The sequence below is a fragment of the Frigoribacterium sp. CFBP 13712 genome, assembly GCF_014842255.1.
In the GTDB taxonomy this organism is placed as follows: domain Bacteria; phylum Actinomycetota; class Actinomycetes; order Actinomycetales; family Microbacteriaceae; genus Frigoribacterium.
The window spans coordinates 39,151-63,659 of the sequence record NZ_JACYVH010000010.1; the positions used below are offsets into that span (position 1 = coordinate 39,151).

General features: G+C 71.0%; 28 protein-coding genes and 1 pseudogene. 22 read left to right on the forward strand and 7 right to left on the reverse strand.

Translation table 11 applies throughout. The annotated features are described in order from the left end of the window. Positions 1-17: 17 nt before the first annotated feature. Both idi and IFT51_RS13590 read left to right on the forward strand, forming a co-directional pair. Positions 18-593 (forward strand): isopentenyl-diphosphate Delta-isomerase, encoded by a 576-nt coding sequence (gene idi, locus IFT51_RS13585; protein ID WP_192061631.1) that lies wholly within the window; start codon positions 18-20, stop codon positions 591-593. A 179-nt stretch (positions 594-772) separates the two neighbouring features. Next, positions 773-973, forward strand: coding sequence for a hypothetical protein (locus IFT51_RS13590; RefSeq protein ID WP_192061632.1), 201 nt, complete (start codon positions 773-775; stop codon positions 971-973). Between the two features lie 104 nt (positions 974-1,077). Here IFT51_RS13590 and IFT51_RS13595 read toward each other — a convergent pair whose 3' ends face one another. Continuing rightward, on the reverse strand, positions 1,078-2,190 hold the full coding sequence (locus IFT51_RS13595; protein WP_192061633.1) for an acyl-CoA desaturase: 1,113 nt from the start codon (positions 2,188-2,190) through the stop codon (positions 1,078-1,080). Positions 2,191-2,377: 187 nt separating this feature from the next. Between IFT51_RS13595 and IFT51_RS13600 the strand changes: the two genes are divergently transcribed. Together IFT51_RS13600 and IFT51_RS13605 are read left to right on the forward strand one after the other, a co-directional pair. Continuing rightward, entirely contained in the window at positions 2,378-3,055 is a 678-nt protein-coding gene (locus IFT51_RS13600; protein WP_320480086.1) for a DUF308 domain-containing protein, read from the forward strand. After that, entirely contained in the window at positions 3,052-3,297 is a 246-nt protein-coding gene (locus tag IFT51_RS13605; protein WP_192061634.1) for a hypothetical protein, read from the forward strand. The genes IFT51_RS13600 and IFT51_RS13605 overlap by 4 nt, the downstream gene beginning before the upstream one ends. Positions 3,298-3,619: 322 nt before the next feature. Here IFT51_RS13605 and purB read toward each other — a convergent pair whose 3' ends face one another. From purB to IFT51_RS13620, 3 genes are read right to left on the reverse strand one after another with little or no spacing between them, the layout of a single operon-like run. Then, positions 3,620-5,002 carry an adenylosuccinate lyase gene (gene purB, locus IFT51_RS13610; RefSeq protein ID WP_192061635.1) on the reverse strand — a complete coding sequence of 461 codons (1,383 nt, stop codon included), beginning with the start codon at positions 5,000-5,002 and terminating at the stop codon, positions 3,620-3,622. Further along, entirely contained in the window at positions 4,999-5,457 is a 459-nt protein-coding gene (locus tag IFT51_RS13615; protein WP_192061668.1) for a low molecular weight protein-tyrosine-phosphatase, read from the reverse strand. Before IFT51_RS13615 ends, purB begins: the two co-directional genes overlap by 4 nt. A gap of 50 nt (positions 5,458-5,507) precedes the next feature. Continuing rightward, positions 5,508-5,915, reverse strand: a complete 408-nt coding sequence (locus tag IFT51_RS13620) for a phage holin family protein (protein ID WP_192061636.1) — start codon at positions 5,913-5,915, stop codon at positions 5,508-5,510. Positions 5,916-6,021: 106 nt separating this feature from the next. Here IFT51_RS13620 and IFT51_RS13625 point away from each other — a divergent pair, with 106 nt between their 5' ends. The 5 genes from IFT51_RS13625 (at position 6,022) to IFT51_RS13645 (ending at position 11,802) form a co-directional block, all read left to right on the forward strand. Further along, positions 6,022-7,089: a histidinol-phosphate transaminase gene (locus IFT51_RS13625; protein WP_192061669.1), complete on the forward strand. Its 1,068-nt coding sequence runs from the start codon at positions 6,022-6,024 to the stop codon at positions 7,087-7,089. 30 nt (positions 7,090-7,119) lie between these two features. After that, the gene (locus IFT51_RS13630) at positions 7,120-8,286 is read left to right on the forward strand and encodes a thiamine pyrophosphate-dependent dehydrogenase E1 component subunit alpha (RefSeq protein WP_192061637.1); all 1,167 of its coding nucleotides are present in this window, start codon (positions 7,120-7,122) and stop codon (positions 8,284-8,286) included. Then, positions 8,283-9,329, forward strand: a complete 1,047-nt coding sequence (locus tag IFT51_RS13635) for an alpha-ketoacid dehydrogenase subunit beta (RefSeq protein WP_192061638.1) — start codon at positions 8,283-8,285, stop codon at positions 9,327-9,329. The genes IFT51_RS13630 and IFT51_RS13635 overlap by 4 nt, the downstream gene beginning before the upstream one ends. Before the next feature lie 11 nt (positions 9,330-9,340). Continuing rightward, positions 9,341-10,927 (forward strand): dihydrolipoamide acetyltransferase family protein, encoded by a 1,587-nt coding sequence (locus tag IFT51_RS13640; RefSeq protein WP_192061639.1) that lies wholly within the window; start codon positions 9,341-9,343, stop codon positions 10,925-10,927. A gap of 140 nt (positions 10,928-11,067) precedes the next feature. Next, on the forward strand, positions 11,068-11,802 hold the full coding sequence (locus IFT51_RS13645) for a GntR family transcriptional regulator (RefSeq protein WP_192061640.1): 735 nt from the start codon (positions 11,068-11,070) through the stop codon (positions 11,800-11,802). A gap of 19 nt (positions 11,803-11,821) precedes the next feature. On the opposite strand, the gene IFT51_RS13650 is transcribed toward IFT51_RS13645, so the two are convergent. Continuing rightward, positions 11,822-12,295, reverse strand: a complete 474-nt coding sequence (locus IFT51_RS13650) for a glucose PTS transporter subunit IIA (protein WP_192061641.1) — start codon at positions 12,293-12,295, stop codon at positions 11,822-11,824. Then, positions 12,292-12,528: a glucose PTS transporter subunit EIIB gene (locus IFT51_RS13655; RefSeq protein ID WP_192061642.1), complete on the reverse strand. Its 237-nt coding sequence runs from the start codon at positions 12,526-12,528 to the stop codon at positions 12,292-12,294. Before IFT51_RS13655 ends, IFT51_RS13650 begins: the two co-directional genes overlap by 4 nt. A 201-nt stretch (positions 12,529-12,729) precedes the next feature. Here IFT51_RS13655 and IFT51_RS13660 point away from each other — a divergent pair. The 11 genes and pseudogenes from IFT51_RS13660 to IFT51_RS13710 all read left to right on the forward strand — a co-directional run bounded on the left by IFT51_RS13660 (position 12,730) and on the right by IFT51_RS13710 (position 21,359). Beyond that, a pseudogene (locus tag IFT51_RS13660) lies at positions 12,730-13,994 on the forward strand (PTS transporter subunit EIIC). Positions 13,995-14,172: 178 nt separating this feature from the next. After that, positions 14,173-15,201: a metal ABC transporter solute-binding protein, Zn/Mn family gene (locus IFT51_RS13665; protein WP_192061643.1), complete on the forward strand. Its 1,029-nt coding sequence runs from the start codon at positions 14,173-14,175 to the stop codon at positions 15,199-15,201. Positions 15,202-15,272: 71 nt separating this feature from the next. After that, positions 15,273-16,076, forward strand: coding sequence for a metal ABC transporter ATP-binding protein (locus tag IFT51_RS13670; protein WP_192061670.1), 804 nt, complete (start codon positions 15,273-15,275; stop codon positions 16,074-16,076). Then, positions 16,073-16,966, forward strand: a complete 894-nt coding sequence (locus IFT51_RS13675) for a metal ABC transporter permease (RefSeq protein ID WP_192061644.1) — start codon at positions 16,073-16,075, stop codon at positions 16,964-16,966. Before IFT51_RS13670 ends, IFT51_RS13675 begins: the two co-directional genes overlap by 4 nt. Before the next feature lie 4 nt (positions 16,967-16,970). After that, positions 16,971-17,405, forward strand: coding sequence for a transcriptional repressor (locus IFT51_RS13680; protein ID WP_320478148.1), 435 nt, complete (start codon positions 16,971-16,973; stop codon positions 17,403-17,405). Between the two features lie 241 nt (positions 17,406-17,646). Beyond that, entirely contained in the window at positions 17,647-17,883 is a 237-nt protein-coding gene (rpmB, locus tag IFT51_RS13685; RefSeq protein WP_022885355.1) for a 50S ribosomal protein L28, read from the forward strand. After that, positions 17,883-18,050: a 50S ribosomal protein L33 gene (gene rpmG, locus IFT51_RS13690; RefSeq protein WP_043595944.1), complete on the forward strand. Its 168-nt coding sequence runs from the start codon at positions 17,883-17,885 to the stop codon at positions 18,048-18,050. Before rpmB ends, rpmG begins: the two co-directional genes overlap by 1 nt. A 2-nt stretch (positions 18,051-18,052) precedes the next feature. After that, on the forward strand, positions 18,053-18,358 hold the full coding sequence (gene rpsN, locus IFT51_RS13695) for a 30S ribosomal protein S14 (RefSeq protein WP_192061646.1): 306 nt from the start codon (positions 18,053-18,055) through the stop codon (positions 18,356-18,358). Positions 18,359-18,456: 98 nt separating this feature from the next. Next, a complete protein-coding gene (locus tag IFT51_RS13700; protein WP_043595940.1) occupies positions 18,457-18,744 on the forward strand; it encodes an HU family DNA-binding protein in 288 nt (95 codons plus the stop codon). Between the two features lie 188 nt (positions 18,745-18,932). After that, positions 18,933-20,915, forward strand: coding sequence for a cytochrome c oxidase assembly protein (locus tag IFT51_RS13705; protein WP_243215536.1), 1,983 nt, complete (start codon positions 18,933-18,935; stop codon positions 20,913-20,915). A 117-nt stretch (positions 20,916-21,032) separates the two neighbouring features. Beyond that, positions 21,033-21,359 (forward strand): excalibur calcium-binding domain-containing protein, encoded by a 327-nt coding sequence (locus IFT51_RS13710; RefSeq protein WP_192061647.1) that lies wholly within the window; start codon positions 21,033-21,035, stop codon positions 21,357-21,359. Positions 21,360-21,438: 79 nt separating this feature from the next. Here the strand turns inward: IFT51_RS13710 and IFT51_RS13715 are convergent, their stop codons facing one another. After that, entirely contained in the window at positions 21,439-22,488 is a 1,050-nt protein-coding gene (locus tag IFT51_RS13715) for an LLM class flavin-dependent oxidoreductase (RefSeq protein WP_192061648.1), read from the reverse strand. A 252-nt stretch (positions 22,489-22,740) separates the two neighbouring features. Between IFT51_RS13715 and IFT51_RS13720 the strand changes: the two genes are divergently transcribed. Together IFT51_RS13720 and IFT51_RS15395 are read left to right on the forward strand one after the other, a co-directional pair. Beyond that, a complete protein-coding gene (locus IFT51_RS13720) occupies positions 22,741-23,217 on the forward strand; it encodes a MarR family winged helix-turn-helix transcriptional regulator (protein ID WP_192061649.1) in 477 nt (158 codons plus the stop codon). Positions 23,218-23,671: 454 nt separating this feature from the next. Further along, the gene (locus tag IFT51_RS15395) at positions 23,672-24,421 is read left to right on the forward strand and encodes a GntR family transcriptional regulator (protein ID WP_192061650.1); all 750 of its coding nucleotides are present in this window, start codon (positions 23,672-23,674) and stop codon (positions 24,419-24,421) included. The last annotated feature ends 88 nt before the right edge of the window (positions 24,422-24,509 follow it).

A 24,509-nucleotide genomic window follows, 5' to 3' on the forward strand; every position in this document is an offset into this window, starting at 1 on the left:
CAGGCAGACTACCTCTCATGACATCCGAGAAACCCTCCTCAGCGGTCGAGCCCCACGAGATCGCTCCGGGGCCGCAGGCCGAGCTGGTCGTGCTGCTCGACGAGTCGGGCGAACCGGTCGGGACGACCGAGAAGGCGACCGTCCACACCGCCACCACGCCCCTGCACCTCGCCTTCAGCTGCCACGTCGTCGACGACCTCGGTCGTGTGCTCGTGACCCGGCGCGCCCTGTCGAAGAAGACCTGGCCCGGTGTCTGGACGAACTCGTACTGCGGCCACCCGGCCCCCGGCGAGACGCCGGCCGACGCCGTCCGCCGCCGCGCCTCGCAGGAGCTGGGCATCGAGGTCAGCGACGTCGAGGTCATCCTCCCCGACTTCCGCTACATCGCCACCGACGCCTCGGGCGTCGTCGAGAACGAGATCTGCCCCGTGTTCACCGCCCGGGTGATCGGCACGCCCGACCCGTCGCCCGACGAGGTCGCCGAGTGGGCCTGGGTCGATCCGGCCGAGCTCCGCCGCGCCGTGGCCGCCGCGCCCTTCGCCTTCAGCCCGTGGCTCGGGTGGCAGCTGGAGGCGTGGCCCGCGACCGCGTGACGCCCGCCGGGTCGGCGACCCGCGCCTCCTCGGGTCGGCGACCCGCGCCTCCTCGGCTGGTCCGCTCCTAGCAGCGTCGCCGCGCCCTGGCAACCCCCTTCACCGCGTTCGGCGCCGTCTCTAGGTTGAGAGCGTCCCCGCGCGACCGCCGGGGCTCTTCGACGGAGGGCGGACCGATCGTGACGAGCACCTATCGGAGCGACCCGGCCACCGAACCCGTCCGGATCGTCGGCTACTCGAAGCCCCGCACCCGCACATCCGACGATGTGACCGACCACCGTCGGCAGAACGTCGCGGCCGGCCGCCCCCGACCGGACGCCGACTCCCGCGTGCGGTACGTGGACTTCCTCGTCACGCGACGCGACGACCGGACGGGCTGAGACGACGGACCGCCCCGCCGCTCGACGGATCGAGGGGCGGGGCGGTCTGCGGTCGACCTGCTCGCGACCGGCGCGCTGGGTGACCGGTGCGGCGAGCGACCGACTCAGCGGGGGCGCAGCTGCTGGGCGGCCGGGCAGTCGAACGGGTCGCGGGCGGCGAGCCCGACCCGGTTCAGGTAGCGGACGACGATCCCGTACGACTTCGTGATCGTGGTCTCGGTGTACGGGATGTCGTAGGAGGCGCAGTGCTGCTTCACGAGGCGGCTCGCGGCCCGCAGATGCGGGCGCGCCATGCTCGGGAACAGGTGGTGCTCGACCTGGTAGTTCAGCCCGCCCATGAACGCGGTCGAGAAGCGGCCCGTGATGTTGCGCGACGTCAGGACCTGCTTGCTGAGGAAGTCGACCTTGGCGCCCTCGGGGATGATCGGCATGCCCTTGTGGTTCGGGGCGAACGACGAGCCCATGTAGAGGCCGAAGACGGCCATCTGCACGCCGATGAACGCGAAGGCCATGCCGAGCGGCAGGAACCAGAACACGACGCCGAAGTACAGGGCCAGACGCACGGCGATGAGCGTGATCTCGAGCGCACGGCCCTCGACCTTCTGACGCCCCAGCAGCGTGCGGAACGACGTCACGTGCAGGTTGACGCCCTCGCCGAGCAGCAGCGGGAAGAAGAAGTAGCCCTGGCGGCGCGTGATGAAGCCGAGCACGCCCCGCTGCTTCGCGGCGTCCTCTTCGAGGAACGAGATCGTGTCGAAGGCGATGTCGGGGTCTTTGCCCTTGGTGTTCGGGTTCGCGTGGTGACGCGTGTGCTTCGTCATCCACCACGCGTAGCTGATGCCGACGACCCCGGCGGCCAGCACGCGGCCGACCTTGTCGTTCGTCGTGCCCGACGCGAAGACCTGACGGTGCGACGCCTCGTGGGTGAGGAACGCGAACTGCGTGAGGATGACCCCGAGCGCCGCGGCGATCAGCAGCTGGAACCAGCTCGACCCGAGCAGGACGAAGCCGGTGGCGGCACCGCCGAGGCTCAGCACGAGCACGACGAAGACGGTGATGTAGAAACCGGTGCGACGCTTGAGGAGGCCCGCGTCGCGCACGCTCTTCAGCAGCTCGGAGTAGGTGCTCGTCGGCTTGCTGACCCGGCCGGGGACGGTGGCCCGGAAACCGGAGTCGGCGAAGCGGTCGGTGGTCGGGGATGGTGCAACGGACGTCATCGGGCTCCGGCGGTGGTCGACTTCCCAGCCGCGTGTCGTGAGCGATGCGCCCTTGGATGTAGCGACCGTAAGGGAGCCCCCTGGGTAACCGTCGTGAGAAGGGGTGAGCGACGGGTGATCGTCCCGGAGGCCTGTCAGGGGAGGGGCGGTAAACTCCTCGGGTTCCCCGACGCCCGAAAGAGGTCCCGTGTCTGCCCATCCCGACGCTGCCCGCAGCGCGCGCTACTGGCCGGTCCCGCTGCTCCGCGCGGTGCCCGCCCTGGCGATGGGCGTGATCATCACGTTCTCACCCGACCATTCGGCCCGCATCGGGCTCATCGTCTTCGGGGCGGCGACCCTGGTCGCCGGGCTCGTCCTCGCGCTCGGCGCGGCGACCCGCCTGTCGTCCGACCCGTCGAGTCGGACGCTACAGCTGGTGCAGGGCGTCGTGGGTCTCCTGGCCGGCATCGCGGCGCTCGTCTTCTCGTCGGGCGGGCTGACCGTGCTCGTCGCCGTCGTCCTGGCCTGGGCCTTCGTGACCGGGGCACTCGAGCTCGTCACGGGTCTGCGGCGTCGCGGCCGTTCGCCGCTCGCCCGTGACTGGACGACCGTCGGGGCGCTGACGCTCGCGCTCGCCCTGGCCTTCGTGCTCGTGCCGCCCGACTACGCCCGCGAGCTCGGCGGCATCGAGCGGATCGAGGGCGTGCTGACCTCGTCGACCGTGCTGGTCGGCCTGCTGGGCGCGTACGGTGCCCTCGTCGGCGTGTTCCTCGTGATCGCGGGCCTGTCGCTCAAGTGGCAGACCACGACACCCGACCCGGCGGGGATCCCCGCCCACCCCGCTTCAGACGCCGACACCAGTTCAGACGGAGTACCCCAGAGATGACCCAACCCAGCTGGCGCGACCGCGTCCGCCCCGCCGAGTTCCTCGGCCTCAGCGCGGTGTTCGCCGTGTTCATCGGCGTCGTCGTGCTGCTCACCACCCGCGAACTCGACCTCGCGCTGATCTTCCTCTGCATCGGCTTCATCGTCGCCCTCGTCGTGATCGCCATGCTCGCCCTCGCGGCGAAGCCCAACGACGACGAGCAGCACGAGCTCGACGACGCCGACAAGCCGCGCGGGCACTGACCGGCGCCGGCGGGACCCGCCGACTCGCGCCTCCTCGGCTCCGCCCTGCGCGGTGCGGTGCTGAGCGGTGCGGTTCTGCGCGCTGCGGTTCTGCGCGCTGCGGTTCTGCGCGCTGCCCACGGGAGGTTCGGCGGGTTCCCGTCACTCGCGGCGGGTCAGCGCTGACCCGCCCCCGATGACACGAACCCGCCGCAGGGTCTTCCGGCCCGTCCGCAGCACGCCCACGGGGGTTCGGCGGGTTCCCGTCACTCGCGGCGGGTCAGCGCTGACCCGCCCCCGATGACACGAACCCGCCGAAGCGCGCCGGCGCACGAGTGGCGGGCTACGCCAGGCGGTCGACCAGCTGCGACGCGATGCCCGTGTACGTCGGCGGTGTCAGCGCGGTGAGCCGGCGCTTCGCGTCGTCGCCGACGTCGAGCCCCTCGACGAACGCGACGAGCTCGGCCTGCCCGACCCGCTTGCCCCGGGTGAGCTCCTTCAGCATCGCGTAGGGATCGGCGATCGACGAGCGGCCGGCGACGACCTCGGCGCGGATCACCGTCTGGATCGCCTCGCCGAGCACCTCCCAGTTCGAGTCGAGGTCGGCTTCGAGGGCGACCGTGCCGACGGCGATCTCGCCGAGCCCGCGGCGCAGGTTGTCGAGCGCGAGCATCGAGTGACCGAACGCGACGCCGATGTTGCGCTGCGTCGACGAGTCGGTGAGGTCGCGCTGCTGGCGTGAGGTGACGAGCGTCGAGGCGAGCGAGTCGAGCAGGGCGCACGAGAGCTCGAGGTTCGCCTCGGCGTTCTCGAACCGGATGGGGTTGATCTTGTGCGGCATCGTCGACGAGCCCGTCGCGCCGACCTGCGGGATCTGCGTGAAGTACCCCATCGAGATGTACGACCAGACGTCGGTCGCGAGGTTGTGCAGCACCCGGTTCGCGTGGGCGACGCGCGAGTACAGCTCGGCCTGCCAGTCGTGCGACTCGATCTGGGTGGTGAGCGGGTTCCAGGCGAGGCCGAGGCTGTCTTCGACGAAGGCCCGCGAGATCTCGGGCCAGTCGGCCGACGGGTCGGCGACGACGTGCGCCGAGAACGTGCCCGTGGCGCCGCTGAACTTGCCGAGGTACTCGGTCGCGACGATCTGCGCGCGGAGGCGCTGCAGGCGGTGCACGAAGACCGCGAACTCCTTGCCGACCGTCGTCGGGGTCGCGGGCTGGCCGTGCGTGTGGGCGAGCATCGGCACGTCGCGCGCGTCGGTCGCCCAGCGCGTCAGGGCGTCGATCACGGCGTCGAAGGCGGGCAGCCAGACCTCGGCGACGGCGGCCTTGACGGTGACGGCGTACGAGAGGTTGTTGATGTCCTCGCTGGTGCAGGCGAAGTGGGTCAGCTCGGCGATCGAGTCGAGGCCGAGGTCGGTCAGGCGCGCCCGCACGTAGTACTCGACGGCCTTGACGTCGTGGCGGGTGGTGGCCTCGAGACCGGCGAGCTCGTCGATGGCGTCTTGACCGAAGTCGGCGACGATCGCCCGGAGCGCCCGCTTCTGCGACTCGTCGAGCGGGCTCGAGCCGAAGGCCCCGCGCTCGGTCTGCGCGATCAGCCACTCGACCTCGACGTGCACGCGGGCCCGGTTGAGACCGGCCTCGCTGAGGTGGTCGCCGAGCGAGCCGACGGAGGCGCGGTACCGGCCGTCGAGGGGGCTGAGGGGCTGAGGGGGCAACGTCATGAGGGTCCCTTGCGGAGTGCTGGTTCGATCTGGCGGAAGAGTGCGGCGCACGACTGCTCGACCAGGTCGAGGACCGTGTCGAACATCGCGGCGTCTGAGTAGTACGGATCGGGGACGTCGGTGCCCGTCACACCCGCACGCGCGGCCGCGGCGGGATCGAACGTCAGCAGCAGCTGCACCTTCGACCGGTCGGCGTCGTTCGTCGCCCACGAGCGGAGGATGCGCTCCTGCCCCCGGTCGAACGCGACGACGAGGTCGTGCCGCGCGAAGTCGTCGGTGGCGAACTGCTTGGCCCGGTGACGCGAGCCATCGTATCCGCGGGCCGCGAGGGCGGTCTCCGTGCGCGGGTCGGCGCCTTCGCCGACGTGCCAGTCGCCGGTGCCGGCGGACGAGATGACGAGGTCGTCGCCGTGCCCGGCCGCGTCGGCGAGCGACCGCAGCACCGTCTCGGCCATGGGCGAGCGGCAGATGTTGCCGGTGCAGACGAAGCAGACGCTGAAGCGGTTCACCGCCGGCGGTCGCCGGACTCGACGATCGGGCGGACGACGATGCCGATCAGCCAGGCCAGGATCGCGAGCACGAGGGCGCCGAGCACGCCCCACCAGAAGCCCTCGATCTCGAGGCCGAAGCCGATCAGGCCCGAGATCCAGGCGACGATGCCGAGCAGCAGCCCGTTGACGATCAGCGACACGAGCCCGAGGGTGAGGACGTAGAGGGGGAACGCGACGACCCGGATCGCCGTGCCGACGACGCCGTTGACCACGCCGAAGATCAGCGCGACGAGCAGGTACGTCAGCACCGTCTCGGTGGTGCCGCCCACGCCGTAGGGGTCGACGTCGACACCCGACACGATCAGGGTGGTCAGCCAGAGGGCCACGGCGTTGATGAGCAGCCTCACGATGAATCGGGTCATCCCCCCATCATGCCGAACGGGCGCCCTCGCGCGGTAGTGCGGCGTCCCACCGAGGAGGCGCGGTGCCGCGTCATCCGTCGGTGGCAGCCCCTAGGGTGGCCGGGTGATGACTCCCGTTCGACTTCGCCCCGAGATCGCCGCCCTGCCGCCGTACCGACAGGGCAAGCAGGCGTCGCCCGACGCCTTCAAGCTGTCGTCGAACGAGAACCCGTTCGAGCCGCTGCCGGCCGTCGTCGAGGCCCTCCGCGGCGCCGTCACGGTCAACCGCTACCCCGACGCGACGGCCGCGGCGCTCCGCGGCGCCCTGGCCGAGAAGTTCGGCGTCACCATCGACGAGGTGCACGTCGGCGCGGGGTCCGTCTCGCTGCTGCTGCAGTTCATCCAGGCCGCCGCCGCCCCCGGCGACGAGGTCGTCTACGCCTGGCGCTCGTTCGAGGCCTACCCGGGGCTCGTCACCGTGGCCGGCGCGACCAGCGTGCAGGTGCCCACCCGCGCCGACGGCAGCCACGACCTCGAAGCCATGGCCGCGGCCGTCACCGACCGCACGCGCCTGGTCGTCGTCTGCTCGCCGAACAACCCGTCGGGCACCACGGTCACCACCCACGAGTTCGAGACCTTCATGTCGGCCGTCCCCGACGACCTCCTGGTGATCCTCGACGAGGCCTACGCCGAGTTCGTCACCGACCCCGACGCGGTCGACGGCGAGTCGCTGACCGAGCGCCACCCGAACCTCGTCGTGCTCCGCACCTTCTCGAAGGCGTACGGGCTGGCGGCACTGCGCGTCGGGTACGCGATCGGCGCCTCCTCGGTGCTCGACGCCGCTCGGGCCACCGCCATCCCGCTGTCGGTCACCGAGCAGGGGCAGGCGGCCGCGCTCGCGTCGCTCGCCCACGAGTCCGAGCTGATGACCCGCGTCGACCGGATCGCCATGCTGCGCGACCAGGTGCGACAGGCGCTGATCGACCAGGGCTGGGACGTCCCGGCAGCCCAGGGCAACTTCGTCTGGCTGCCCACGGGCGAGCAGACCGCCACCGCCGCGGGCGTCTTCGCCGACCACGGGATCATCGTCCGGCCGTTCGCGCCCGAGGGCATCCGCATCACGATCGGCGAGCCGTCGTCGGTCGACAGACTGCTGCACGCGGCCCAGCAGGTGCGCCTGAACACATCACTCTGACGGCATGTAGCCGCCGGTAGAATGGTCGTCATGTCTTCCATCGATGCGGAACACGGCGTCACGACGGTCCAGCTGCTCAGCCCGACGGGCGAGCTCGTCGAATCCGACGCCGGTGCCGAGTTCCAGCCCTACATCGACGCCCTCGGCGACGACCGGTTGCGCGCCATGCACCGCGACATGGTCCTCACCCGTCGCTTCGACCGCGAGGCCGCCGCGCTCGCCCGTCAGGGGCAGCTCGCCCTGTGGGTGCCGAGCCACGGTCAGGAGGGGGCCCAGGTCGGCGTCGCGCACGCGTCCCGGCCGCACGACCACCTCTTCCCCTCGTACCGCGAGCACGCCGTCGCCCTGGCCAAGGGAGTCGACCCGGTCGACATCCTCCGCCTGCTGCGCGGCCACACCCACGGTGGCTGGAACCCGGCCGAACGCGGCAACTTCCACGTCTACACGCTCGTGATCGGGTCGCAGACCCTGCACGCCACGGGCTACGCGATGGGCCTCACGATCGACGGCAAGACGGGCAGCGGCGACCCCGAGGTCGACGAGGCCGTCATCACCTTCTTCGGCGACGGCGCCACCAGTCAGGGCGACGTCAGCGAGGCGCTGGTCTTCGCGGCGAGCTTCCAGACCCCCGAGCTGTTCTTCCTGCAGAACAACCAGTGGGCGATCAGCGTGCCCGTCGCCACCCAGTCGCGCACCCCGCTGGTCAACCGCGCCATCGGCTTCGGCGTGCCCGGCACCCGCATCGACGGCAACGACGTGCTCGCCAGCTACGCGGTCAGCCGCCGCGACCTCGACGCCGCCCGCAGCGGCGGCGGTCCGCGCTTCATCGAGGCGATGACGTACCGCATCGGCGCGCACACGTCGTCCGACGACCCGACCAAGTACCGCACCGACGACGAGCTGCAGAGCTGGATCGCCCGCGACCCGATCGACCGCTTCGAGGCGTTCCTCCGCTCGCGCGGCGAGGGCGACGCGTTCTTCGCCGGGCTCGAGGCCGAGGGCGACGACCTCGGTGCCGACATCCGTCGCCGCACGCTCGAGCTGCCGAAGCCCGAGGCGTCGTCGATGTTCGAGCACGTCTACTCCGAACCGCACCCCGTCATGCGCGAACAGCGCGAATGGCTGGCCTCGTACGAGAACAGCTTCGGCCCGACCGCCGACCCGACCACGGCCGACACCGACGGAGGACGCGCATGACCGACACCGCCCCGAACCCGACCACGACGGCCGACGCGACGGCCGCCGGCGAGCCGACCCGCGCCTCCCTCGAGACCATGCCGCTCGGCCGCGCCATCAACGCCGGTCTCCGCAAGGCCCTGGCCGACGACCCCCGCGTGCTGCTGATGGGTGAGGACATCGGCACGCTCGGCGGCGTGTTCCGCGTGACCGAGGGGCTGCAGGCCGAGTTCGGCGCGAACCGCGTCATCGATACGCCCCTCGCCGAGTCGGGCATCGTCGGCACAGCCATCGGACTCGCGATGGGCGGGTTCCGACCCGTCGTCGAGATCCAGTTCGACGGCTTCATCTACCCGGGCTTCGACCAGATCACGTCGCAGCTGGCCAAGATGACGGCACGCCACGAGGGCACCCTGCAGATGCCCGTCGTCATCCGGGTCCCTTACGGCGGGCACATCGGCGCGGTCGAGCACCACCAGGAGAGCCCCGAGGCGTACTTCGCCCACACGGCCGGCCTGCGGGTCGTCAGCCCGAGCACCCCGCACGACGCGTACTGGATGATCCAGGAGGCCATCGCGTCGAACGACCCGGTCATGTTCTTCGAGCCCAAGAGCCGCTACTGGCCCAAGGGCGAGGTCGACCGCACCGACCCGCACGCGCCGCTGCACGCCAGCCGCGTCGTCCGCACCGGCACCGAGGTCACGCTGCTCGGCCACGGCGCCATGGTCAGCACGCTGCTGCAGGCCGCCGAGATCGCCGCCGCCGAGGGCATCAGCGTCGAGGTCGTCGACCTGCGCTCGCTGTCGCCGGTCGACTACGGCCCCATCCTCGAGTCGGTCCGGAAGACCGGCCGACTCGTCGTCGCCCAAGAAGCCCCCGGCTTCGTCAGCGTCGGCTCCGAGATCGCCGCGACGGTCGCCGAGAAGGCGTTCTACTCGCTCGAGGCCCCCGTGCTGCGGGTCAGCGGCTTCGACACCCCGTTCCCTCCGGCGAAGCTCGAGACGCTGTACCTGCCTGACGCCGATCGCGTCCTCGAAGCCGTCGACCGCGCCCTCGCGTACTGAGAGAGATCTTCATGACCAGCGAATTCGCTCTGCCCGACGTCGGCGAGGGCCTCACCGAGGCCGAGATCGTCGAATGGCGGGTCGCCCCGGGCGACACCGTCCAGATCAACCAGGTGCTCGTCGAGATCGAGACGGCCAAGTCGCTCGTCGAGCTGCCGTCGCCCTTCGCGGGCGTCGTCGAGAGCGTGCTGGTCGCCTCGGGCGAGACGGTCGACGTCGGCACGCCGATCATCCGCATCGGCGACGGAGGCGCGCCCCGCACCCCGGGCGACCGCGCCGCCGAAGCCGAGGCGTCCGAATCGGGTGGACTCGCCCGCACCGCCCAGGTCGTCTCGCAGAACGAGCAGGCGCTGTCCGAGCAGCGGGCCAGGGGTCTCGACACCGCGTCGATCCCGGTCGTGACTACCCGCGCCTCCTCGGGGGCGGACGACGCTGCCGCCGCGGCACCTGCGGCTGCTCCCATCGCCACCGCGCCCGCCGCACCGGCTGCGCCCGCCGCACCGGCTCCGTCGGCGGAGGACGTCGCGGCCGGCGGCGGCACCGGCTCGGTCGCCTCGGCACCCGCCGAATCAGACGACAGCGGCTCGGGCGCCGTGCTCGTGGGCTACGGGGCCGCGGGCGGATCGGGCTCGACCCGACGCCGCAAGCCCGCCCAGACCGAGGTCGACGCCCGTCAGCTGCGCGTCGCCGAGCAGGCCCGCCGCCGCCCGACCACGTCGGTGCCGGCCGCGCAGGCCCTGCCGATCATCGCGAAGCCGCCGATCCGCAAGCTCGCCAAGGACCTCGAGGTCGACCTGTCGATCGTGCAGCCCACCGGTCTCGCCGGCGAGGTCACCCGCGACGACGTGATCCGCCACGCGCAGCAGGCCAGCGTGTTCCGCAACATCGAGACGCCCGAGTGGGGCGAGGAGCGCATCGAGCGGATCCCCGTCAAGGGCGTCCGCAAGGCGATCGCCCGGGCGATGACCTCGTCGGCGTTCACCGCGCCGCACGTCAGCCTGTTCGTCGACGTCGACGCGACCCGCACGATGGAGTTCGTGAAGCGCCTCAAGGCGTCGCCGCAGTTCGCCGGCGTCAAGGTCTCGCCCCTGCTGATCATGGCGAAGGCGATCATCTGGGCCGTGCGTCGCAACCCGATGGTGAACAGCGCGTGGACCGATAAAGAGATCCTCGTACGGCACTTCGTCAACCTCGGCATCGCCGCGGCGACCCCGCGCGGGCTGATCGTGCCGAACGTGAAAGAGGCCCAGTCGATGAGCCTGCTCCAGCTCGCGCAGGCGCTCGAGCAGCTCACCCTCACGGCACGCGACGGCAAGACGACGCCGACCGACATGCAAGACGGCACCATCACCATCACGAACATCGGCGTCTTCGGCATGGACACCGGCACGCCGATCCTCAACCCGGGCGAGGTCGCCATCGTCGCCCTGGGCACGATCAAGCAGAAGCCGTGGGTCGTCGACGGCGAGGTCCGCAGCCGCATGGTGACGACGATCGGCGCCAGCTTCGACCACCGCGTGGTCGACGGCGACGTCGCGAGCCGCTTCGTGGCCGACGTCGCGAGCGTGCTCGAAGAGCCGGCGCTGCTGCTCGACTGAGCCGGCTCTGCCATCCAGGAGGGGCGGTGCGGGGAGTCCCGCACCGCGCCTCCTCGGCGTCCTGTCGTAGGGTCGTGTCGACGACACGTCATGACCGGACGGGACCACCGCCGGTCGACTCGAGGAGGGGCCGGTCCGCCATGCCGCAGCACATCGTCGACGGGTCGGTGCCGAAGCACGAGCAGCTCCGCGGCATCCTGCAGGAGATGGCGGCGACCGAGCTGCCCGCCGGCGCCGCCGTGCCGAGCGAGCGCCAGCTGATGGCCGACTACGGCGTCAGCCGCATCACCGTGCGGGAGGCGGTCGGCCAGCTGGTCAACGAGGGCTGGCTCACCCGGGTGCGCGGCAAGGGCACCTTCGTGGCCCACCGCGTGGTGCAGTCGACCCTGCACCTGGCCTCGTTCACCAGCGAGATGACGTCGCTCGGGCATGTTCCGAGCACGGTCGTGCTGGTGCGCGACGAGGCCGTGCCTCCTGCCGACACCGCCGCGGCGCTCGAGATCGCACCCGGCGAGACCGCGTTCCGGGTGAAGCGCCTGCGCCTCGCCGACGGCGAACCGGTCAGCATCGACGACGCGTGGTTCCCGGCCGCGCGCTTCGCCGGGCTGTTCGACCACGACCTGACCCTGTCGCTCTACCGCCTCTTCGGCGACGAATACGACCTGCCCGTCACCCGCGCCCGGCAGACGGTCTCTGCGGAGGGCGCCTCGGCCGAGACGGCGACGCTGCTCGGCACGCGCGACGGCGCGCCCGTGCTGTTCTTCGACCGCGTGTCGTACTCGGGCGACGTGCCGGTCGAGCACTCGGCGACCTGGTACCGCTCCGACCGCTACCGCGTGTCGATGCAGGTGTCGTCGACGGAGCCGCAGGGCTGACGCGAGCCCGGCGCCGCGGTCAGACGGTGAAGAGGGCGTCGCCCGGCGCGACCGACGTGCCCACCGCCTCCTGCGACACGGTGTCGGGTGCGCTGTCGAGCACGACGACGGGGCAGACCGCCGAGTAGCCCGCCTCGGCGACGACGGCCGGGTCGAAGGTCACGACGAGCTCGCCCGCGGCGACGTTCGCGCCCTCGGCGACGGCCAGCTCGAAGCCCGAGCCGCCGAGCTTCACGGTGTCGATGCCGACGTGCACGAGCACGCCGACGCCCGACTCGTGCACGACGACGAACGCGTGCGGGTGCAGCTTGACGACCTCGCCGGCGATCGGCGAGAACACGGCCACGAGACCGGCACCGGCACCCCGCCCCGCAGGAGGCGCGCTCGGCTCGATCGCGACGCCCGCCCCCACCAGCTGGCCGGCGAACACCGCGTCGGGCACGTCGGCGAGCGCCACGACCCGCCCGGCGACCGGGGCCGTGACGACCGTCACGCGTCGAGGAGGTCGTTGATGTCTTCGGCGAGGGTGTCGGCGATGGTGCCCACGATCACCTGGACGCTGCCGCCGGCGTGGACGACGGCGGTCGCACCGGCCGCCTTGAGGGCGGCGTCGTCGACCAGCGAGACGTCTCTGACGTCGGTGCGCAGGCGGGTGATGCAGCCTTCGATCTCGTCGATGTTGTCGGCGCCGCCGAGTCCGTCGATCATGGCCTGTGCTTTCGACATGAGCTGTTCTCCTCCATCGCGGGTGACATGACCCGGTTCTGCTGACACGGAACGCGGGTTCCCAGTTGACACCATCCGCCGGTCTGAGGAAACTACCACTCACTGGTCATGACCGGACAGGACCGGACAGGCCTCAGATCGACCGGCACCGTGCCCACGACGATGCCCCGGCCGACTGCTCATCGACGAGAGGATCCGCGCATGACGACGTCCGAGACCGAGGCTGCACCGGCCGCAGCGCCGAAGAGGGGTGCCGGCGCGTTCGCCGTGCTGCAGCGCCTCGGGCGCAGCCTCATGCTGCCCATCGCGGTGCTCCCCGCCGCGGGGCTGCTCCTCCGGCTGGGCCAGCCGGACCTGCTCGGGGGCATCCCCGGGTTCGAGACCGGAGGTTCGGTCATCAGCGCGGCGGGCAACGCGGTCTTCACCTGGCTGCCGCTGATCTTCGCGGTGGGCATCGCGATCGGCTGGGCGAAGAAGTCCGACGGCTCGACGGCCCTGGCCGCCGTGGTCGGCTACATGGTCATCGACGGCGTGTTCGAGGCCATGTCCCCTCTCGTGCTGGCGGGCGAGACGACGGCGACCGGCGATCCGGCGGTCATCGACTACGGCGTGCTCGGCGGCATCGTCATGGGTCTGCTGTCCGCGGTGCTCTGGCAGCGCTTCTACCGGACGAAGCTGCCCGAGTTCCTCGGCTTCTTCTCCGGCCGTCGACTGGTGCCGATCCTCACGGCCGGCACGGGTCTGGTCGTCGCGTCGTCATGTCGTTCGTCTACCCGATCTTCAACGCGGCGCTCACCTGGGTGGGCACGGCCGTGGCGTCCAACGACGTGGTCGGCGGCGGTGTCTACGGGGTCGTCAACCGCCTCCTGATCCCCACGGGTCTGCACCACATCCTGAACAACATCGTGTGGTTCCTGGTGGGCGACTACTCGGGCGCCGACGGCACGGTCTACCGCGGCGACCTGACCCGGTTCTTCCAGGGCGACCCGAGCGCCGGCGTCTTCATGACCGGGTTCTTCCCGATCTTCATGTTCGCCCTGCCCGCCGCGGCCCTCGCGATCTGGCGTCACGCCCGCCCCGAGAAGAAGAAGCTGATCGGCGGCATCATGCTGTCGACCGCGCTGACGGCCTTCCTGACGGGCATCACCGAGCCACTCGAGTTCTCGTTCATGTTCGTCGCCTGGCCGCTCTACGTGGTGCACGCTGTGCTGACGGGCACCTCGATGATGCTGGTCAACGCGCTCGACATCCACAACGGGTTCTCGTTCTCGGCGGGTCTGATCGACTACGTGCTGAACTTCTCGATCTCGCAGAACTCGATCTGGCTGATCCCGATCGGGCTCGGCTACGCCGTCGTCTACTACGTCATCTTCAGCTTCGTGATCAAGAAGTGGAACCTCAAGACACCGGGTCGCGAAGACGACGACGCGAGCGCCGAGTCGGTCGAGGCCGCCACGAAGGCGTAGCCGCGCTCGGGCTCCGGGGCACCAGACCCCAGCGGATCGCCGAGGCCCTCGTGCGCGCACGGGGGTCTCAGCGCGTTCCCGGGGTCTCGGCGGTTCCGAGGAGGCGCGTCGCGGGTCGGCAGCCGAGCCGCGCCTCCTCGTCTTGACAATCATTATCAGTAGCAATAGCGTCGACGACATGAACCTCCGCCGCACCCTGCCCCTGCTCGCCCTGCCCGCCGCGGCGGCCCTCGTGCTGAGCGGCTGCTCGTCGTCGGGGTCGGCGGGCGCGGCGGGCGACGACGGTTCAGGAGGCGCGATCTCGGTCGTCGCATCGACCAACGTCTACGGCGACATCGCTCAGACCGTCGGCGGCGACGCGGTCGACGTCACCAGCATCATCAGCGACCCCTCGCAAGACCCGCACTCGTACGAGGCCGACGCCCGCACCCAGCTCGCGGTCTCGCGGGCCGACGTCGTGATCGAGAACGGCGGCGGCTACGACGCTTTCGTCGACACGATGCTCAGCGCGAGCGACTCGTCGGCCGCGGTCGTGAACGCCGTGGACGTCTCGGGCCTCGACCCCGACGCCGAGGGGCACACGGACGACGAGCACGCCGACGACGAGCACAGCGACGAGGCCGAGCCCTCCGCCGACGCCACGAGCGACGACCACGCCGACGAGCACGAGCACGACCACGGCGCGTTCAACGAGCACGTCTTCTACAGCCTGCACAGCATGGGCGCCCTCGCCGACGAGATCGCGCACCAGCTGGGCGAGATCGACCCCGACCAGGCCGACACCTTCACCGCGAACGCCGACGCGTTCGGCGACCGCGTGGCCGATCTGGAGGCGCAGGCCGCCGAGATCAAGACGGCGCACGATGGCGAGTCGGTCGCCTACACCGAGCCGGTGCCCGGCTACCTCTTCGACGAGATGGGTCTCGTGAACGTGACCCCCGCCTCCTTCTCCGAGGCCATCGAAGAGGGCGACGACGTGTCGCCCGCGGTGCTCAACGAGACGCTCAAGACCTTCGCCGACGGCCGGGTCGACCTGCTCGCCTACAACGAGCAGACCTCGAGCCCCGAGACCGAGGCGGTCGAGAAGGCCGCCACCGACGCCGGCGTCGCCATCGTGCCGGTCACGGAGCTCCTCCCGGAGGGGGATGATTACATCTCGTGGCAGCAGAGCAACATCGACGCGATCAAGGCGGCACTCGACCGGTGACCCAGCGGCACCCCGACGACTCCGTCGCCGTCGCGACCCGCGCCTCCTCGGCCGGGCGCGACGGCGACGCCGTGCTGCGCCTGCGCGACGCCGGCGTCGGCTTCGGCGACCGGACCCTCTGGTCGGGGCTCGACCTCGACGTCGCCCCCGGCGAGTTCATCGCCGTGCTCGGCCCGAACGGCGCCGGCAAGACCACCATGCTGCGGACCATCCTCGGTCAGCAGGAGCTCACCGCCGGCACCATCGAGTTCCTCGGCAGGCCGGTCGCCCGCGGGCACCGCCGCATCGGGTACGTGCCGCAGCAGCGCCTGATGGAGACCGGTACGCCGCTCCGCACCCGCGACATGATCGCCCTCGGCGTCACCGGCCACCGCTGGGGCCTGCGCCGCGAGAGCGCCGCCGAACGGGCCGCCATCGACGCCCTCGTCGACGAGGTGGGCGCGACCTCGTTCGCCGACGCCCCCGTCGCCTCGCTCTCGGGCGGCGAGCAGCAGCGCGCCCGCGTCGGCCAGGCACTCGCCGCCGACCCCGCCCTGCTGCTCTGCGACGAGCCGCTGATCTCGCTCGACCTGCGGCACCAGCGCGGCGTCACCGAGCTGCTCGACCGTCAGCGCCGGGCCCGCAACACGGCCGTCGTCTTCGTCACGCACGACGTCAACCCGATCCTCGACGTCGTCGACCGGGTGCTCTACCTGGCCGGGGGCTCGTTCCGCATCGGCACCCCCGACGAGGTGCTGCAGGCGCCCGTGCTGAGCGAGCTGTACGGCACCCCGGTCGACGTCATCCGCACGATGGGGCGCATCGTCATCGTCGGCAGCCACGGGCACGACGATCATCACCTCGAGCCGCTCGACGACGACGGAGGGCCGCGATGACCGACCTGTGGGCCCAGCTGTTCTCGTTCCAGGACTTCGGCGAGCTCGTCGCCCTCGTCAAGAACTCGATCATCGCCGGCGCCGTGCTCGGCCTGGTCGGCGGGTTGATCGGCCCGTTCGTCCTCACACGCAACATGCCGTTCGCCGTGCACGGCATCAGCGAGCTGTCGTTCGCCGGCGCGTCGGCCGCCCTGCTCTTCGGCGCCAACGTCGTCGCGGGGTCGCTCGTCGGCAGCGTCGTGGCGGCCCTGCTGATCGGTGTGCTCGGGTCGCGGGCGCGCGAACGCAACTCGATCATCGCGGTGCTCATGCCGTTCGGCCTCGGGATCGGCATCCTCTGCCTCGCCCTCTACCAGGGCCGGTCCGCCAACCGGTTCGGCCTGCTGACCGGTCAGATCGTCGCCGTCGACAACCCCCAGCTCGGCTGGCTGATGACCATCTCGGCCGTCGTGATCGTCACGCTGCTGGTCGTCTGGCGCCCGCTCACCTTCGCCAGCGTCGACCCCGACGTGGCCGCCGCCGCCGGCATCCCGGTGCGGACCCTCGGCATCGTGTTCATGCTCGTGCTCGGCCTCGCCGTCGCCGTGTCGGTGCAGATCGTCGGCGCCCTGCTGGTGCTCTCGCTGCTCGTCACCCCCGCCGCCGCGGCCCTCCGGCTCACGGTGAACCCGCGGCTGGTGCCGCTCTTGAGCATCGCCTTCGCCGTCACCTCGGTGGTCGGCGGGATCCTGCTCGCACTCGGCGGCGGACTGCCGATCAGCCCCTACGTCACGACCATCTCGTTCGCCATCTGGCTCGTCTGCCGTGTGATCGGCCGTCGTCGCGACGCCCGCACGCTCAGGCCGCGCCGACCCGCACGGGTAGCCTTGGCCGCGAAGCAGGAGGTCTGAGATGGTGGTCCGACGCAACACCTGGCAGCGCGAGGCCGTGCGCGAGGCGCTCGACAGCAGCGAGGGCTTCGTCAGCGCGCAGTCCCTGCACACCCAGCTGCGCGAGGCGGGCTCGCCCATCGGGCTGGCGACCGTCTACCGGGCGCTGTCCGACCTCGCCTCCGACGGATCGGCCGACTCGCTGCAGCAGGAGGGCGAGAGCCTGTACCGCGCCTGCACCCCCGGCACGCACCACCACCACCTCATCTGCCGCGTCTGCGGCACCACGGTCGAGATCGAGGCCGACGCGGTCGAGACCTGGGCCCGCCAGGTCGCCGCCCAGCACGGCTTCACCGAGGCGCAGCACATCGTCGACGTCTTCGGGCTCTGCGCGGCGTGCTCGGCCGAGGCCGCCGCGGGGCGCGACCCCGCGGTCACCCGCGGCTCCTCCGAGGGCTGACCCGCGCCTCCTCGGCTGCCGCCGTCGATGCCGAGGAGGCGCGGCTTGCGTGATCCCGGGCGTGTCGCGTACTCTTGCTCTTTGGTTGGGCGCTCTCTGCGCCCATGTGCACCGAATCCCCCGCCACACCGGCTCCGTCATGCGGATCCATGGGGGCCGACGCGCGCCGACAAGTGACCTTGGGTAGGGGCCGCCGTTCGCAGAACGGGGTGCTCCCTACGGTATCTACGGAGGAATGACCATGGCAGCAACATGCCAGGTGACCGGAGCCATCCCCGGCTTCGGACACAACATCTCGCACTCGCACCGACGCACCAAGCGTCGTTTCGATCCCAACATCCAGAAGAAGACGTACTACGTGCCGTCGCTTCGTCGTAACGTGACCCTGCAGCTCAGCGCCAAGGGGATCAAGGTCATCGACGCTCGTGGCATCGAGTCGGTCGTGAAGGACCTTCTCGCTCGTGGGGAGAAGATCTAATGGCTCGTCAGCAGGACGTCCGTCCCATCATCAAGCTCCGCTCGACGGCGGGCACCGGTTTCACGTACGTGACCAAGAAGAACCGTCGCAACAACCCCGATCGCCTCGTGCTGAAGAAGTACGACCCCGTGATCCGCAAGCACGTCGAATTCCGCGAGGAGCGCTAGAGATGGCCAAGAAGAGCAAGATCGCCAAGAACAACCAGCGCGCCGTCATCGTCGCCCGTTACGCCGAGAAGCGTCTCGAGCTCAAGAAGGCGCTCATCGACCCGAACGGCACCGACGAGAGCCGCGAGGCCGCCCGCCTCGGTCTGCAGAAGCTGCCCCGCGACGCGTCGCCGGTCCGCCTCCGCAACCGCGACTCGGTCGACGGCCGCCCCCGCGGTCACCTCAAGGCCTTCGGCATCAGCCGTGTCCGCTTCCGCGACATGGCTCACCGCGGTGAGCTTCCGGGCATCACGAAGTCTTCCTGGTAGGTTTTACGCGGTTCCACAGGGCCCTCGGGCCTGTTACCGCACGGACGCGGTGAACGCCGCGTCTCGTCTTACGAACGAAGTCCGAGGAGGACAAACACATGGCTGACAAGTCACTGAACCGCACCGAGCTCGTCGCAGCTGTCGCTTCCGAGTCCGGCCAGAGCCAGGCCGCCGTCAGCGGCGTCGTCGACGCGTTCTTCTCCGTCGTCTCGAAGTCCGTCGCGGACGGCACGAAGGTCACCATCCCCGGGTGGATCGCCTTCGAGAAGACGCACCGCGCCGCTCGCACCGGCCGCAACCCGCAGACGGGTGAGGCCCTCGAGATCGCCGCGAGCGACAGCGTCAAGGTCAGCGCCGGCAGCAAGCTCAAGGCCGCCGTCAAGTAGTCCTCCGCTTCTCACGAAGCCCCAGGGGGTGTCGACTTCGGTCGGCACCCCCTTTCGTGCGCCGGGCCGGGCGTCGTCCCCAGGGGGCCGTCCCGCGCCTCCTCGGCCGACCTGTGCGGAACCCGCCGGTCTCTCGGGGCCGAACGATCCGTCTCCGCACCCCGAGCACCCGACCTAGGCTGGAACCCGTGCCGAAACTCACCCGCATCACCGGGCCCGCACTCCTCGTGCTGGTGGCGTTCGCGGCGCTGCTCGTCGCCCTGAAGCTGGGCGGCGCGGCCGACGCCCCGCTCGTCGTCGACCCGGGCGAGGTCGTCCGCTACGGCCTGCCCATGGCCAAGATGCTGAACAACATCGGCGCGGCTGCGACCATCGGCACCCTCGCCCTGACCTGCTTCGCACTGGCCCGCGCTCGCCCCGAGTACGACAAGGCGCTCGACATCGCCGCCGGTGCCGCCGGGTTCTGGGCCGTCGCCTCGGCCGCCACGACCTTCTTCACGTTCCTCAGCGTCGCCAACGTCGCCGTCACCTTCGACGACCAGTTCGGCCGCCAGCTCGCGTTCTTCCTCACCGACACCGAACTCGGCAACGCCTGGCTGATCACCACGCTGATCGCCGCCGCCGTCACGGTGATGTGCTTCGTCGTCCGCAACATCTGGGCGCTGATCGGCGTCACGCTGCTCGCCATGGGCGGGCTCATCCCCATCGCCCAGCAGGGGCACGCCGCCGGGTCGAGCGGTCACGACGCCGCCGTCACGAACCTCGCACTGCACCTCGTCGGCGCCTCCGTCTGGCTCGGCGGCCTCGTGCTGCTGGCCCTGCTGCGCGGCACGCTCGACGACACCCGGCTCGCGATCGTGCTGTCGCGCTACTCGACGCTCGCGATCATCTGCTTCGTCGTGGTCGCCGTGTCGGGCGTCGGCAGCGCCGCCCTGCGACTCGGCAGCTGGTCGTCTCTGACCACGGGCTACGGCGTGCTCGTGCTGATCAAGACCTTCGCGCTCGTGGCGCTCGGGCTGTTCGGCGTCGTGCAGCGGAGGTTCCTGGTCGCACGCATGGGCACGCACCCGAAGGCCACCACCCGCCTCTTCTGGTACTTCGTCTCGGCCGAGCTCGCGTTCATGGGCATCGCCTCGGGCGTGGCCGCCGCCCTCGGTCGCACCGCGACGCCCGTCGAGCAGGTCGCCGCGAGCGACCTCGCCGACCCGACACCGGCCGAGATCCTCACCGAAGAGCTGCTGCCGCCCGAGCTGACCCCGATGCGCTGGCTCACGGAGTGGAACCCCGACATGCTCTGGGCCCTGCTCTGCGCCTTCGGCGTCTTCTTCTACCTCGCCGCCGTCGCGCGCCTGCGCCGTCGCGGCGACCGCTGGTCGGCCGGGCGCACGGTCTCGTGGATCGCCGGCATGGTCGTGCTGTTCTACATCACCTGCGGCGCCCCAAACGTCTACGAGGAGTACCTGTTCAGCGCGCACATGCTCGCGCACATGGCGCTCGGCATGGTCGTGCCGGTGCTGCTCGTGCCCGGTGCGCCGGTGACGCTCGCCCTGCGCGCCATCCACAAGCGGACCGACGGCACCCGCGGGCCGCGCGAGTGGATCATGATCCTCGTGCACTCGCGGTACGCGCACGTGATCAGCAACCCGATCGTGTCGGCCGTGCTCTTCGCCGGGTCGCTGTTCGTGTTCTACTACACGTCGCTCTTCAGCTGGGCGACCACGACGCACCTCGGGCACTACTGGATGATCGTGCACTTCCTGATCGTCGGGTACCTGTTCGTGCAGTCGATGATCGGCATCGACCCCGTCAAGGGCCGCCTGCCCTACCCGATGCGCCTGCTCGTGCTGCTCGCGACGATGGCGTTCCACGCGTTCTTCGGGCTCAGCATCATGACGAGCACGGGGCTGTTCCTGGCCGACTGGTACGGGGCCATGGGCCGCACCTGGGGCGCCACCCCGATGGCCGACCAGTACGCCGCGGGCGGCATCGCGTGGAGCGTCGGCGAGATCCCGACCGTGTCGCTCGCCATCGCCGTCGCCATCATGTGGAGCCGCAGCGACAGCCGCGAGGCCAAGCGCAAGGACCGCAAGGCCGACCGCGACGACGACGCCGAGCTGAAGGCGTACAACGAGCAGCTCGGGGCGCTGGCGCGGAGCGACCGGGGGCGCTGAGCCGGGCGCGGGGCGCTGAGTCGACCGCGGGCGCATCGCACCCGTTCGGGGGCTGGCCGACGTCGAACGCATGAGGCAACCTCAGAATGTGCTGCCCGAGCACGCCGAGAGGAACCCATGCCGTCGACCACCTTCGCCCGCACCCGAGTCGCGTTCGTCGCCTTCGCCGTCACCGCGGGGCTGACCCTCGGCGGCGGACTCACCCTCGTCGCCGGCGAGCCCGCCCAGGCGGCCCCCAAGGTCTACGCGAACTGCACCGCCGTGAACAAGGCGTTCTCGGGTGGGATCGCCAAGCCCGGCATCAAGGTCAACCTCGTCACGAAGGCGAACAAGACGGTCGAGAAGCGCGCTCTCAAGGGCTCCGTCAAGTTCGACAAGGCGCTCTACGCCGCCAACGCGAAGCACGACCGCGACAAGGACGGCATCGCCTGCGAGAAGAGCTGACGCACCGGTCGTGAGACAGCGAGGAGGCGCGGTCCGGGATGTCCCGACCCGCGCCTCCTCGGCGTCATGAGTCTGCGACTCAGGCCATCAGCTCGCGCACGCGCGGCACGACCTCGGTGCCGTACAGCTCGATGCTGCGCATCATGTGCTCGTGCGGCAGTCGACCCATGCTGTAGCGGAGGTCGAAGCGCGACGCCCCGAGCAGCGTGAGGTTCTGCGCGATCTTCTGCGCGACGGTCTCGGGCGAGCCGACGTACAGGGCGCCGGTGGCGTTCGCGCTCTGCTCGTACTGCGGGCGCGAGTAGGGCGGCCAGCCGCGCTCGCGACCGAGCTGGTTGGTCTGCTCCTCCTGGTAGGGGTAGAGGATCTCGAGCGCCTCGGCGTCGGTGTCGGCGATGAAGCCGGGCGAGTGCATCGCGATCGGCTGAGACGGCTTGCCGAACTCGGTCAGCGCGCGACGGTACAGATCGGCGTACGGCGCGAACTGGGCCGGCTGCCCGCCGATGATGGCGAGGAACAACGGCAGCCCGTAGTGCGCGGCGCGGATGACCGACTGCGGCGATCCGCCGACGCCGACCCAGGTCGGGATCGTGCCCGACTCGGGGCGCGGGTAGACCCACTGGTCGCTCAGCGAACCGCGGACGCTGCCCTGCCAGGTGACGGGCTCGTCTTTCAGCAGCTCGGCGAACAGCTCGATCTTCTCTTCGAAGAGCTTCTCGTAGTCCTGCAGGTCGAGACCGAAGAGCGGGAACGACTCGGTGAACGATCCGCGCCCGAGGATCACCTCGGCACGCCCGTTCGACACCGCGTCGACCGTGGCGAAGCGCTCGTAGACCCGCACCGGGTCGTCGGAGCTGAGCACGGTGACGGCCGAGCCGAGGCGGATGCGCTCGGTGCGGGCGGCGATCGCGGCGAGCACGACCTCGGGCGCCGACACGGCGAAGTCGATGCGGTGGTGCTCGCCCACGCCGATGAAGTCGAGCCCGACGCGGTCGGCGAGCACGGCCTGGTCGACCAGATCGCGGATCGCCTGGGCGTGCGTCTTGAGCATCCCGGCGCCGTCGACGCCCGCGGGGCGCTCGGTGACGTCGCCGAAGGTGTCGAGGCCGAACTCGAGGGGGTGTGACATGAGGCTCCTGACCGTGCTGCTATCTATACGTTTGCATGAATACTACGCCCCGAGGAGGCGCGCGTCCAGCAGGCGGACACGGTCGCGTCTCCAGGCGCGCAGCGGACGAGGCCACCCGGACGGGGTCTGGACACCTCGGCCCCCGACCAGCAGCATTATCCTGGGCACACTGCCTCACCGGTCGCGCCGTCGGCGCCACCGCCACCCGACTCGCGGGCCCGTGGCCCCGAGCCCGATGAGAGAACCACCACGATGTGCCCCGTCCTCCCCGCGACGCCCGAGAACGCCCCGGAGTCCGTCGAGAGACTGGCGATGACCCTGCACCGCCTCGACGAGGCGCACCGACGCTACCGGGTGCACTCCGCCCGCGTCGTCGGGCTGGCCCCGATGGAGGTCTCGGCGCTGCTCGCCGTCGGCGACACCCCCGGCATCACGCCGACGGCCCTCGCCCGCGACCTGGTCATCACCTCGGGGTCGACGACGGCCGTCATCGACCGGCTCGAGAAGGCCGGCCACGTCGTCAGGACGAAGCACCCCGACGACCGCCGCAGTCTGCACCTGCACCTCACCGCCGCCGGCACGGACGCGATGACGAACCTGCGCGAGGCGTACCGCTACGTGCTCTCGACGACCGGCACCGACGAGACCATCCTGAGCGCGATCCCGCAGCTGCACGAGATCACGGAGGCCCTGAACGCCGCCGTGAACGAGTCGCCCGACGGCGCCTGACGCGCGCTGCGCGGCGCGCGCGCCGTGCGTGCATCGATGTGACGCGAAAGGGCCCCTCGCGCGGCCCGAGGGCGCCTTTCGGGTCACCTCGACGCTGCGGCAGGAGGCGCGGGGCGGGGCGCGCCGCCGGCGCTGCATCGAAGTGACCCGAAGGGACCCCTGCCGCACCTCGAGAGCACGCTCCGGGTCACCTCGACGCAAGCGGCAGGAGGCGCGGGGCGGGCGCGCGGGAGGGGCTACGTCGAAGTGACCCGAAGGGACCCCTCGCGCGGCCCGAGGGCGCCTTTCGGGTCACCTCGACGCTGCGGCAGGAGGCGCGGGGCGGGACGCGCCGGAGGCGCTGCATCGAAGTGACCCGTTGAGGGCCCTCCTGCACCCCGAGGGCGCCTTTAGGGTCACCTCGATGCGCGCGGGCGGCGCGGCGGGGGCGGCGCGCGCTCGCTAGGCTCCGATCGTGGCAATCACCCTCTACGAGCAGATCGCCGACGACCTCCGCCGACGCATCGTCCGCGGCGACCTCGCGGTCGGCGACGACGTCCCGAGCGAGGGCGAACTCGCCGAGCAGTGGCGCACCTCCCGGGGTCCGATCCGCAACGCCCTCGCGGCCCTCCGCAGCGAGGGCCTCGTCGAGACCCGGCGCGGTCGACCGGCTCGCGTGGTCGCCCGCAAGACGCATCACCCCGTCGACGTGTCGATCCCGTTCACGAAGTGGGTCCGCGACGTCGGCGGCGAGCCCGGGGCCCGCACCCAGGAGGTCTCGCTGCGCCGGGCGGGCGACGAGAAGGCCCGCGCCCTCGGCGTCGAGCCCGGCGACCTGGTCGTCGACGTCGTGCGTCTGCGGACGGTCGACGGCCGCCCGACCATGCTCGAACGCCTGACCTTCATCGAGGAGGTCGGCCGCGTGCTCTTCGACGTCGACCTCGACACCGTCTCGATCACCGAGTACCTCGACTCGCGGGGGTTCGGCTACGACGACGTCGACCACGAGATCGACGCGGTGGCGGCCGACGAACTCGACGCGCGCCTCCTCGGCGTCGAACCGGGCACGCCGATCCTCCGCCTGCACCGCGTGACCCGCGGGCGCGACGGCCGCACGTTCGAGGCCTCCGACGACCGCTACCGCAGCGACATCGTCCGCTTCACCGTGGCCGCCTCGGGCCGGGCCCGCGAGGGCGACCACTTCATCCGCACGATCGGGGCGTGAGGCGCCGCCTGTCCGGCAGCCGCCGTCGGCGCGCAGGCCCAGGAGGCGCGGGTCGGCTCAGCCCTCGAAGTCGCCGCTGATCGCACCG